12 protein-coding genes are annotated in these 11682 nt (G+C 53.0%); 6 read left to right on the top strand and 6 right to left on the bottom strand.

Going from position 1 to position 11682, the window contains the following annotated elements; all coding sequences use genetic code 11:
• Both fnr and uspE read left to right on the top strand, forming a co-directional pair.
• Positions 1 to 677: fumarate/nitrate reduction transcriptional regulator Fnr (gene fnr, locus ACZAHD_RS18350; protein ID WP_462458053.1), on the top strand; the 677-nt coding region annotated here is incomplete at its 5' end.
• A gap of 136 nt (positions 678 to 813) precedes the next feature.
• On the top strand, positions 814 to 1764 hold the full coding sequence (gene uspE / locus ACZAHD_RS18345; protein WP_462458052.1) for a universal stress protein UspE: 951 nt from the start codon (positions 814 to 816) through the stop codon (positions 1762 to 1764).
• Between the two features lie 164 nt (positions 1765 to 1928).
• Here the strand turns inward: uspE and ACZAHD_RS18340 are convergent, their stop codons facing one another.
• The 3 genes from ACZAHD_RS18340 to pntA all read right to left on the bottom strand — a co-directional run bounded on the left by ACZAHD_RS18340 (position 1929) and on the right by pntA (position 5193).
• Positions 1929 to 2117, bottom strand: a complete 189-nt coding sequence (locus ACZAHD_RS18340; protein ID WP_004862559.1) for a YdiH family protein — start codon at positions 2115 to 2117, stop codon at positions 1929 to 1931.
• A gap of 147 nt (positions 2118 to 2264) precedes the next feature.
• The gene (gene pntB, locus ACZAHD_RS18335) at positions 2265 to 3653 is read right to left on the bottom strand and encodes a Re/Si-specific NAD(P)(+) transhydrogenase subunit beta (protein ID WP_462458051.1); all 1389 of its coding nucleotides are present in this window, start codon (positions 3651 to 3653) and stop codon (positions 2265 to 2267) included.
• 10 nt (positions 3654 to 3663) lie between these two features.
• The gene (gene pntA / locus ACZAHD_RS18330; RefSeq protein WP_462458050.1) at positions 3664 to 5193 is read right to left on the bottom strand and encodes a Re/Si-specific NAD(P)(+) transhydrogenase subunit alpha; all 1530 of its coding nucleotides are present in this window, start codon (positions 5191 to 5193) and stop codon (positions 3664 to 3666) included.
• Positions 5194 to 5715: 522 nt separating this feature from the next.
• Here pntA and ydgH point away from each other — a divergent pair.
• From ydgH to folM, 3 genes are all read left to right on the top strand, one after another.
• Positions 5716 to 6666, top strand: a complete 951-nt coding sequence (ydgH, locus tag ACZAHD_RS18325) for a DUF1471 family protein YdgH (RefSeq protein WP_462458049.1) — start codon at positions 5716 to 5718, stop codon at positions 6664 to 6666.
• 177 nt (positions 6667 to 6843) lie between these two features.
• Positions 6844 to 8226 carry an amino acid permease gene (locus ACZAHD_RS18320; protein WP_462458048.1) on the top strand — a complete coding sequence of 461 codons (1383 nt, stop codon included), beginning with the start codon at positions 6844 to 6846 and terminating at the stop codon, positions 8224 to 8226.
• A 36-nt stretch (positions 8227 to 8262) separates the two neighbouring features.
• Positions 8263 to 8988 carry a dihydromonapterin reductase gene (gene folM / locus ACZAHD_RS18315; protein WP_462458047.1) on the top strand — a complete coding sequence of 242 codons (726 nt, stop codon included), beginning with the start codon at positions 8263 to 8265 and terminating at the stop codon, positions 8986 to 8988.
• Here the strand turns inward: folM and ACZAHD_RS18310 are convergent.
• Positions 8985 to 9320 carry a GlpM family protein gene (locus ACZAHD_RS18310; RefSeq protein WP_462458046.1) on the bottom strand — a complete coding sequence of 112 codons (336 nt, stop codon included), beginning with the start codon at positions 9318 to 9320 and terminating at the stop codon, positions 8985 to 8987. The two genes, folM and ACZAHD_RS18310, sit on opposite strands and share 4 nt — an antisense overlap.
• 209 nt (positions 9321 to 9529) lie before the next feature.
• Between ACZAHD_RS18310 and rstA the strand changes: the two genes are divergently transcribed.
• On the top strand, positions 9530 to 10246 hold the full coding sequence (gene rstA / locus ACZAHD_RS18305) for a two-component system response regulator RstA (protein ID WP_462458045.1): 717 nt from the start codon (positions 9530 to 9532) through the stop codon (positions 10244 to 10246).
• 140 nt (positions 10247 to 10386) lie between these two features.
• Here the strand turns inward: rstA and ACZAHD_RS18300 are convergent, their stop codons facing one another.
• A complete protein-coding gene (locus tag ACZAHD_RS18300; RefSeq protein ID WP_462458044.1) occupies positions 10387 to 11271 on the bottom strand; it encodes an MBL fold metallo-hydrolase in 885 nt (294 codons plus the stop codon).
• Between the two features lie 12 nt (positions 11272 to 11283).
• Positions 11284 to 11610 (bottom strand): hypothetical protein, encoded by a 327-nt coding sequence (locus ACZAHD_RS18295; RefSeq protein WP_462458043.1) that lies wholly within the window; start codon positions 11608 to 11610, stop codon positions 11284 to 11286.
• Positions 11611 to 11682 lie beyond the last annotated feature (72 nt).

The raw sequence follows: 11682 nt of genomic DNA, 5'->3' as shown, positions 1-11682 counted from the left end.
GTCAGCTTTGCATCCCTTTTACTCTGAACGAGCACGAGCTTGATCAGCTGGATAATATCATCGAGCGTAAAAAGCCAATCCAGAAAGGGCAAACCTTATTCAAAGCTGGTGATGAGCTGAAATCTCTGTATGCGATTCGTTCTGGTACCATTAAAAGCTATACCATTACCGAACAAGGTGACGAGCAGATTACCGGCTTCCACCTGGCGGGGGATTTAGTTGGCTTTGACGCCATTGGTACCGCGCTGCATCCGAGCTTTGCACAGGCTCTGGAAACCTCGATGGTCTGCGAAATCCCTTTCGAAACGCTGGACGATCTTTCCGGTAAAATGCCAAATCTGCGCCAGCAGATGATGCGTTTGATGAGCGGCGAGATCAAAGGCGACCAGGACATGATTCTGCTGCTTTCCAAAAAGAATGCGGAAGAGCGTCTGGCGGCCTTTATTTATAATTTATCCCGTCGTTTCGCCCAGCGCGGTTTCTCACCTCGCGAATTCCGCCTGACGATGACCCGCGGTGATATCGGCAACTATCTCGGTCTGACCGTCGAAACCATCAGCCGTCTGCTGGGCCGTTTCCAGAAAAGCGGCATGCTGGCGGTAAAAGGCAAATACATCACCATCGAAAATAGCGACCTGCTCGCTCAACTTGCTGGTCAGGCCCGCAACGTCGCCTGATGCTCTTTATCCCCCGCCAGATCGCTCATTTTTTTCTGATTTGTTGATTTGGCCAGGGTCATCCCCTGTTTCATTTCATCCATATAGGTTATCTTTTTAATTACAGACTGTGGTTACAGTTGTAAGGAGACCCTGTATGGCGAAGTATCAGAACATGCTGGTAGTAATCGACCCCAATCAGGACGACCAGCCTGCATTGCGGCGTGCGGTGTATCTACACCAACGGATTGGTGGACGCATCAAAGCCTTTTTGCCGATCTACGATTTTTCCTATGAGATGACAACCTTGCTGTCGCCCGACGAGCGGACGGCGATGCGCCAGGGCGTTATCAGTCAACGTAGCGCCTGGATCAAAGAACAGGCCCGGTTTTATATTGAGTCCGGCATTCCTATTGAGATTAAGGTGGTGTGGCACAATCGCCCCTTCGAAGCCATTATCCAGGAAATCCTCAGTGACAAACACGATTTGCTGCTGAAAATGGCGCACCAGCATGACAAGCTGGAGGCCGTTATTTTCACCCCGACCGACTGGCATCTGCTGCGTAAATGTCCATGTCCGGTCTGGATGGTTAAAGATCAGCCGTGGCCGGAAGGCGGCAAAGCGCTGGTGGCCGTCAATCTCGCCAGTGAAGAAAATTACCACGACGCGTTAAACGAAAAACTGGTTAAAGAAACCCTCGAACTGGCGGACCAGGTTAATCATACCGAAGTCCATCTGGTGGGCGCCTACCCGGTAACACCGATTAATATCGCCATCGAACTACCCGATTTTGACCCCAGTATCTACAACGATGCCATTCGCGGTCAGCATCTGCTGGCCATGAAGGCCCTGCGGCAAAAATTCGGCATTGATGAAAACCGTACCCACGTTGAAAAAGGACTACCGGAAGAAGTTATTCCTGACCTGTCTGAACACCTGCAAGCGGGGATTGTGGTTCTGGGCACCGTCGGGCGCACCGGACTGTCAGCGGCTTTTCTTGGCAATACCGCCGAGCAGGTCATCGACCATCTGCGCTGCGACCTGCTGGTCCTCAAGCCTGAGCAGTACAAAACGCCGGTTGAAATGGATGACGAGGACGACGATTAATTCATCGCCGGTTGATGCTGGATAAAATACGCACCCCTGCTTCGGCAGGGGTTTTTAAACGGTTTCTCGCCCGGGCCCTGCCCTCGCTACGGAAAAAATAAAGGGCCTTTCGGCCCCGTCATCGACAACACATACAAAGCAACAATGCTTTTACCACAAGGCTTTTAATGGATACCTAAGCGCCAGGCATGATCGATCTCTTCTTTCAGCTCGCTGGAGGAGAGCGACATCAAATCCGCAAATTCCAGCTCAAGAAGTTTGAATTTTTTCAGGTACTGCGCGGGGGTTAATGCTGTTGGGTCACGACGCAGAAACTCGATTGCCATTTGCGCCGGGGTTAATTCGGTATCCATAATATCCTCAGAGTGATGAAAAAACAGGCTTAGTATAGCACTGCGGGCTGATGATTTTATGAGCAATTCATGACCTTGCTGTATATATAAAAAAGCCGTCTCAGCAGAGACGGCTTCAGAATCAAACATTATTTAGGATGCCAGCCATTACAACGCTTTCAGAATCGCGTCGACGCTGGCTTTCGCATCGCCAAACAGCATATGGGTGTTCTCTTTGAAGAACAGCGGGTTCTGAACACCGGCATAGCCTGTGTTCATCGAGCGCTTAAAGACCACCACGTTTTGCGCTTTCCACACTTCCAGCACCGGCATCCCGGCAATAGGACTCTTCGGATCGTCCTGCGCGGCCGGGTTAACGGTGTCGTTGGCGCCGATAACCAGCACCGTATCGGTATCGGTGAAGTCGTCGTTGATCTCATCCATTTCCAGTACCACGTCGTACGGCACCTTCGCTTCCGCCAGCAGCACGTTCATGTGCCCAGGCAAACGACCGGCAACGGGATGAATACCGAAGCGCACCTTGATGCCACGGGCACGCAGTCTTTCAGTGATTTCCGCCACCGGATACTGCGCCTGTGCAACCGCCATGCCGTAGCCTGGGGTAATGATCACCGAGTGCGAGTTTTTCAACATTTCCGCGGTCTCTTCGGCGCTGATTTCACGGTGTTCGCCCACTTCTTCATCGCTGCCGGTAGAGGACCCATCGGTACCAAAACCGCCGGCAATTACGCTGAAGAATGAGCGGTTCATCGCCTTACACATGATGTAAGACAGAATGGCACCCGACGAGCCCACCAGCGCCCCGGTCACAATCAGCAGGTCGTTGCTGAGCATAAAGCCCGCCGCCGCCGCCGCCCAGCCTGAGTAGGAGTTCAGCATTGAGACCACTACCGGCATATCTGCCCCGCCGATCGAAGCCACAAGATGCCAGCCAAAGGCCAGAGCAATAACCGTCATCACCAGCAGCGCCAGAACCTGAGTTCCTGTGCTGTCGGTGCGAACAAAGGCCACCAGCAGCAGGAAGGAAATCACCAGCGCCGCCAGGTTCAGCTTATGGCGATGCGGCAGCATCAGCGGTTTAGACGAAATCTTGCCGCGCAATTTGCCAAAGGCCACAATCGAGCCGGTGAAGGTCACCGCACCGATGAAGATGCCGAGGAACACTTCCGTCAGGTGGATGTTCACCAGGATCTGTTCCATACCCGCTTCGTGATACAAGTAGCTGTTAAAGCCCACCAGCACCGCAGCCAGGCCCACAAAGCTGTGCAGAACGGCAACCAGCTCCGGCATTTCGGTCATTTCAACTTTCTTCGCCAGGCGAATACCGATCGCGCCGCCGATAACCATCGCCAGGATAATCCACGCTACCTTGCCGGTATCCGGACCAAGAATGGTCGCCAACAGCGCGATCGCCATCCCGGCCATCCCGAACATGTTGCCCTGTTTCGAAGTTTCGTGCTTTGACAGCCCCGCAAGGCTAAAAATAAACAAAATAGCGGCAACAATGTATGCAGCTGTAACTAATCCTCCAGACATGTGCTACCCCTTAGTTCTTGCGGAACATTTTCAGCATGCGCTGAGTAACGGTGAAACCACCAAAAATATTAATGCTGGCGATCAGCACCGCGATAAAACTCAGGAAGCTGACCCAGCCACCGTGGCCGATCTGCAGTAACGCTCCGACAACGATAATCCCTGAAATAGCGTTGGTCACCGACATCAGCGGTGTGTGCAGCGCATGAGAAACGTTCCATACCACGTAATAACCCACCACGCAGGAAAGCGCGAAAACGGTAAAGTGACCGAGGAACTCCTTCGGCGCCACGTTGGCAAGCCAGCCAAACAGAATAATCGCCAGCGCCATCAGCGCGTATTTGCGCCACGGGGAGCTCGGTTTTTCTGCTTCTTTCGGCGCATCTGCGGGCTTAGCTGCAGCCTGCGGCTGGGCAGAAACCTGAATCGGTGGCGCCGGCCAGGTCACTTCGCCTTCGCGAACCACCGTCACGCCGCGCACAACGACATCATCAAAATCAATGGTGATATTGCCGTCTTTCTCTTTGCACAGCAGCTTCAGCAGGTTGACCAGGTTAGTCCCGTACAGCTGCGAGGACTGCGTCGGCAGACGGCCCGGTAGGTCGGTATAGCCAATGATCTTCACGCCGTTGGCGGTAGTCACCACTTCGCCAGGAACGGTGTACTCACAGTTGCCGCCGTTTTGCGATGCCAGATCGACCACCACGCTGCCTGCGGTCATGGAGTCAACCATTTCACGGGTAATCAGCTTCGGCGCCGGTTTACCCGGGATCAGGGCCGTGGTGACGATGATGTCCACCTCTTTGGCCTGTGCGGCAAACAGTGCCATTTCGGCTTTGATAAAGGCTTCGGACATCACTTTGGCATAACCATCGCCGCTGCCCGCCTCTTCTTTAAAGTCCAGTTCCAGAAACTCGGCACCCATACTCTGCACCTGTTCTTTCACTTCTGGACGTGTATCGAAAGCACGGACAATCGCGCCAAGGCTGTTCGCCGCGCCGATGGCCGCCAGTCCGGCGACGCCGGCGCCAATAACCATAACCTTCGCCGGCGGAACTTTCCCGGCGGCGGTGATCTGCCCGGTAAAGAAGCGACCAAATTCATGGGCCGCTTCAACAATCGCACGATAGCCGGCAATGTTGGCCATCGAACTGAGCGCATCCAGCGACTGGGCACGAGAAATGCGCGGCACCGAATCCATCGCCATCACGTTGATGTTGCGAGCCGCTAATTTTTGCATCAGTTCAGGATTTTGCGCAGGCCAGATAAAGCTCACCAGCGTGGTGCCTGGATTGAGTAATGCAATTTCATGTTCTTCCGGTGCGTTCACCTTCAGAATAATGGATGACTGCCAGACTTCAGCGGTGTCTACAACTTCGGCACCCGCCAGGACAAAGGCTTCGTCATCGAAACTTGCCAGATGACCCGCGCCGCTTTCAACAGCAACGGTAAACCCGAGTTTTAGTAGCTGTTCCACCGTTTTCGGCGTGGCAGCGACGCGGGTTTCATTGGCAAACCGTTCTTTTGGTACCCCGATACGCATAGTTTTCCCTTCCATCGGTTTTTGATGATGGTTTTTCTTTTCTTACAGACTACGGTCAAGCGGCAAAACATGCCGTTTCTTTTCCATTGACTGAAAAAATGAAACAGTAACAAACTTTTTATAACCTACTGAAAATAGCGATTGTGATCTACTGCGATAAAACAGAAATTTTGATTTTATTGGTAAAACGCATCGCGAACCGTGTCAGGCAGCAATATTTACCTAAAATTTATGACCAGGCCTGATAAATCGCTTAACCGATGCCGTTATACGCCATTAATCGCCAGCAAGAACATAACATTAACATTACATTAACTTATAAAAGTGGTATTGATTATCAATTTTGCTGGTCAAGCGGCTGTTTTTTCAACATATCAGAAATTGTTATATTATTGTGACGCACGTTTCGGGCGGTAAGCAAAAAATGACGCAGACAGTCACTCCTTTTAAATGCAATAATCGAGCGTTATCAGTCAACAACAATACCAGTACATGGTTTGCGCAAGGCAAAGGATTATTTTTATGAAGCTTAAGAACTCACTCCTGGCGTCTGCTCTCCTGGCTACGACAGCGTTGTCAGCCCATGCAGCGACCGAGCTGACTCCGGAGCAGGCGGCGGCGCTAAAACCCTACGATCGCGTGGTGATCACAGGCCGTTTTAATGCCATCGGCGATGCGGTAAAAGCCATGTCCCGTAAAGCGGACAAAGATGGCGCCGCCTCATTTTATGTTGTCGACACATCTGATTATGGCAACAGCGGCAACTGGCGCGTAACGGCAGACTTGTATAAAGACAATGCCCCGCAGGCCGATGCCCCGAAAAATCGCGTCATCAATGGCGTCATGGAATTACCTAAAGATCAGGCCGTCGAGCTTGAGCCTTTTGATACCGTGACCGTCCAGGGCTTTTATCGCAGCCAGCCGGAAGTGAATGATGCGATCACCAAAGCGGCAAAAGCCAAAGGTGCTGCTTCCTTCTTTATTGTCCGTCAGGTTGATGCTAACCAGGGCGGTAACCAGCGTATCACTGCCTATATCTATAAAGCCGATGCGAAAAAACGTGTTCTTCAGAGCCCGGATGCGATCCCGGCCGACTCTGAAGCCGGGCGTGCGGCGCTGGCTGAAGGCGGTAGCGCTGCGAAAAACGTCGAAATCCCAGGCGTTGCCACCACGGCAGCCGTCGGTTCCGGCACCGGCGTCGGTCGTTTCTTCGAAACGCAGTCCTCAAAAGGCGGGCGTTACACTGTCACGCTGCCGGATGGCACCAAAATCGAAGAAGTGAACAAGATCACCGCGGCCCAGATGGCGCCATTTGACAGCATCAAATTCACCGGTAATTACGGCAACATGACCGAAATTTCTTACCAGACCGCCAAGCGTGCTGCGAAGAAAGGAGCGAAGTACTACCACATTACCCGCCAGTGGCAGGAACGTGGCGGTAACATCACCATCAGCGCCGATCTGTATAAATAATCGCATCAGCATGTGCAAAAAGGCGGCAACTTGCCGCCTTTTTGTTTTTTTTCATACGCCACCATTGCATGCGCACAAGACACTCCGTAAAATCCCGCGCCTTAGCGTAATCCTCCATTTTTATGCGATTTCGCCAAATAAATATTCTTGATTCACTGCTGTCATCCCGAGAATACAATGGAAAAAAAACTGGGCCTCAGCGCCTTGACCGCCCTGGTACTGAGCTCAATGCTGGGCGCAGGCGTGTTCAGCTTGCCGCAAAATATGGCGGCCGTCGCCAGCCCATCGGCGCTGCTGATGGGTTGGGCGATCACTGGCATGGGGATTTTGTTCCTCGCCTTCGCCATGCTGCTGTTGACGCGCATTCGTACCGATCTTGACGGCGGTATCTTCACCTATGCCCGGGAAGGTTTCGGTGAGCTCGTCGGTTTTTGCTCCGCCTGGGGCTACTGGCTGTGCGCGGTGATCGCCAACGTCTCTTATCTGGTGATTGTTTTTGCCGCACTCAGTTTCTTTACCGACACTCCGAACACCATTATTTTCGGCAACGGTAATACCTGGCAGGCGATCGCGGGCGCTTCGGTACTGCTGTGGGTCGTGCACTTCCTGGTCCTGCGCGGTGTCCAGACCGCCGCAGGCATTAATCTGGTCGCCACCCTGGCCAAGCTGATCCCGCTCGGTGCATTTATACTTCTCGCCGTCATCGCCTTTCGTCTGGAGACGTTCCGCCTTGATTTTAGTGGCCTGGCGCTCGGCGTACCGGTCTGGGAACAGGTGAAGAACGCCATGCTGATCACCCTGTGGGTATTTATTGGCGTGGAAGGTGCGGTCGTGGTTTCCGCGCGCGCGCGCAATAAACAAGATGTCGGCCGCGCGACGCTGCTGGCGGTCCTCTCAGCGCTGACGGTGTATCTGTTGGTAACCCTGCTCTCTTTAGGCGTGATCGCCCGTCCTGAACTGGCCGAAATGCGTAATCCCTCGATGGCCGGTCTGATGGTCAAAATGATGGGCTCATGGGGTGAAGTGGTGATCGCTGCCGGGCTGATTATTTCCGTGTGCGGTGCTTACCTGAGCTGGACCATTATGGCGGCAGAAGTCCCCTGGCTGGCCGCGACGCATAAAGCATTTCCGCGCCGCTTCGCCCGGCAGAATAAAAACAATGCCCCGTCGGCCTCGCTGTGGCTAACCAATCTCAGCGTTCAGGTGTCGCTGGTGCTGATCTGGCTGACGAAGTCTGACTACAATACGTTACTGACCATCGCATCCGAGATGATTCTGGTACCCTATTTCCTCGTGGGCGCCTTTCTGCTGAAGATTGCGGTACGTCCGCTGCATAAGGCAGTAGGCGTCGGCGCATGTATTTATGGCTTATGGTTATTATATGCGTCCGGACCTGTGCATTTATTGTTGTCAGTGGTACTTTACGCTCCGGGTCTTCTGGTTTTCCTGTACGCTCGCCGTACACACCAGCACGATCGCATGCTTAAACGCCGTGAATTAGCCTTAATTGGTTTTTTGCTGGTTGCCGCCGTACCGGCAACGTGGATGCTGGTGGGGTAAGCGGTCGCCCTGCTGCTGAACTCAAAGGAGAAACTTATGACTGTCCGACAGCCTCGCCCGATACTCATTACCGGTGGAGGCCGCCGCATCGGCCTTGCGCTGGCGCACCATTTTCTGGATCAGCAGCAGCCCGTTATCGTCAGCTATCGCACGCACTACCCGGCCATTGACGCACTGCGCGAAGCTGGGGCCATCTGTCTTGCCGCCGATTTTAGTACCGATGAACAGATAATAGCCTTCGCCGAAACGGTAAAACACCACGCCGCCCAAGGTCTGCGCGCTATCATTCATAACGCCAGCGACTGGATGGCTGAAAAGCCGGGCGTTCCGCTAACCACGGTGCTGACCAGCATGACGCAAATCCACGTTCATGTTCCCTATTTGCTCAACCACGTGCTGGAACCTCTCCTGCGCGGACACGGGCACGCCGCCAGCGACATTATTCATATCACTGACTATGTCGTTGAACGCGGCAGCGATAAACACATCGCCTACGCAGCCAGTAAAGCTGCGCTGGATAATATGACCCGCTCATTTGCCCGCAAACTGGCGCCAGAGATTAAGGTTAACGCCATTGCCCCTTCGCTGATCATGTTTAATGAGGGCGACGACGCCGAATATCGCCAGCAGGCGCTGGATAAATCGCTGATGAAAAGCGTGGCGGGCGAAAAAGAGATTATCGGCCTGCTCGATTATCTCTTTTCCAGTCGGTTCGTTACGGGCCGCTCTTTTGCTGTGGACGGCGGCAGACATCTGCGTTAGTGGAACCGGCTCCAAACGAGAATCAGCAGCCAGGCACACAGAACCCAGCATCCTATCGCGCCCGCCAATGCCCACGGCAGGCGCATCATTCCGATGAAGTACCAGAGCAGCAACAGATAGATAAAATAGGGAATGATTGACCACATTCCAAAGATGATCGTGGTTCGCAGCGCCTCAATCCCGCGCTCGCTGGCCACAATATAATGTGCAATCAGAGCAAAGGTCGGAAATAACGGAATTAAACCTGCGATATAATAATTTTTGCTTTTAGACAGTACGCCAATCAGTACCACGACCAACGCCCCGAGCAGCCCTTTTATCAACAACCCCATTCCTTTAGCCTTAACCTTTAAACAACCAGTTGCTGTAGCATAGCGAAAGCACCTATATTCACAATACCATTCAAATCTCACCTGGTGCTTAGCTAACCTGCTGTGCGCCCAATGCGCGAAGCGAACGCTGAGTCCGATTTTTATAAAAGATTAATGGCAGGTCGTCTGGTAGCGGTGTATGTTAATTCTTTTTCCAGTACAAGTAAGATATGAATAAGATCGTTTTTGTTGAGGATGATCCGGAAGTTGGCACCCTGATTGCCGCTTATCTCGGAAAGCACGATATGGAAGTGGTGGTTGAACCACGAGGTGACCGGGCAGAAGAGGTTATCGCGCGCGAAAAACCCGACCTGGTGTTGCTGGATATTATGTTGCCCGGCAAAGACGGCATGACGCTATGCCGCGATCTGCGCGGCCAATGGCAAGGTCCGATTGTGTTGCTCACCTCGCTTGACAGCGATATGAACCATATTTTGTCGCTGGAAATGGGCGCCAGCGATTACATTCTGAAGACCACACCGCCTGCCGTATTGCTGGCGCGTCTGCGCCTCCATTTACGCCAGCACGTCGCCTCTCCCTTGACCAGTGCCCCGGCATCGCTCACGCCACATAAATCGATTGCATTCGGTTCACTGCTTATCGACCCGGTTAACCGTCAGGTGCTGCTCGGTGGCGAGAGCGTGGCGCTTTCAACTGCTGATTTTGAGCTGTTATGGGAACTGGCCACTCACGCCGGACAGATTATGGATCGTGATGCGCTGCTGAAAAACCTGCGTGGCGTCAGTTACGATGGTATGGATCGCAGCGTGGATGTGGCGATTTCGCGCCTGCGGAAGAAACTGCTCGACAGCGCGACCGAACCCTATCGCATCAAGACGGTGCGCAATAAAGGGTATCTGTTCGCTCCCCACGCCTGGGACAATTGACTTTTCTCCCGGCCGTCGACCACAACAAAAACCACCTACGGGTGGTTTTTTTGCGGGTCACTCCGCGCCAGTTTACCTTCGCACAACCGGGGCTCCCAAGTGCGGCTTTCGGTGTATCAAGGGGTAATATCGGCCTCCCCTTAACGCCCTTCTTTCCGGTTGTAAATCTCGCCCTGCGGACGATCGTTTTCCCGGTAGACAATCCGGTATCCAGTACCAGCTCTTATCACGTTGGCAAAACCTAATCCATCTAAATGCATTCCTGCAACGAGCAGTTTTTCATTTGCCGCTTGCGCCAGGATTTTTTTTCGTGTTTCTTCGGCCTGAAGGGGGTCACAGTCAAAAACAATGGAAACACCCGGGCATGCTGACTGAATATGCGGGAAATGGACAATGTCTCCCCAGATCAATAAGCATTCATCCCCGGAAGTGATGCGAAATCCGCTATGACCTGGCGTATGTCCTGGCAGCCATACCGGGAGAATACCCTCCATTATCTCCCTCTCATCAAATAAGCGCACCTGCCGGGCATACGCGTCTAACGTCCGGCGGGCCAGATGAAAATTACGCTGCCCACGCTCATTGGCGAGGTTGAATCGTTCATCATCCCGCCAGTATTGTGCTTCAAGCGGGTGAAGATGAAGTTCGGCCTGTTTAAAAACGGGCTGACCTTCTGCATCCAACAGCCCACCAATATGGTCAGGATGGCCGTGCGTCAGTAACACGGTATCCACGTCATCGGGGCTGATATCAGCAGCGCCAAGATTCTCTTTGAGTTGCCCGGCGACATTGTTCAGCCCGCCCGTACCGGTATCGACCAGAATAGTTCGCCCCCGGCCCTGAATAAGATACCCGTTGATATGGATATTACCGGGTTCAGAGACCCGGGCGCAGCCTTGAATAGCCGCGGCTTCAGCTGTTTCAATGCCTGACAGCAAATCCAGACTGGCTGACATTGTGCCATCACTAAGCGCAGTCACCAGAAAATCGCCAATATGATGGGTTGAAAAAGAAGAATGGTTCATCGTTACCTCTGGTTAATTGCGCGCAAATAGGTGTGGTGCCACAGAGCCAAAGCAGCGAATACGCGCTGTGAGACCTGAAGCTTCGCGAATGGTCCGTTCTAACCCACGCATAAAGTTCTCCATGACCTCTGGCGTACGCAATATTGTCAGACGATAAAAAAGTTCGGCATAGACCGGATGTCCGCATCCGGGTTTTACCTCGACATAGATGATATGAACATTTTCCGATTCTGCGCCGAGAATACCTGTGCAGAGCGTACTGCAGGCACGCGTTAAATCGTGGCGATCAGTAAACCTGTCAATATGTTCTTGAGAAATATACAACGTCAGATTTGGCATATTTTTATGAATGCTCCTCCCTTCAGGCTTCAGCAGGATTCGTCAACTGCGGTGTCAGCGGCTCATAGAGGT

Source organism: Raoultella sp. (assembly GCF_039594335.1).
In the GTDB taxonomy this organism is placed as follows: Bacteria; Pseudomonadota; Gammaproteobacteria; order Enterobacterales; family Enterobacteriaceae; genus Klebsiella.
Note: the sequence above shows the minus strand (reverse complement) of the source record. Positions and strands in the feature narration are given on the sequence as shown.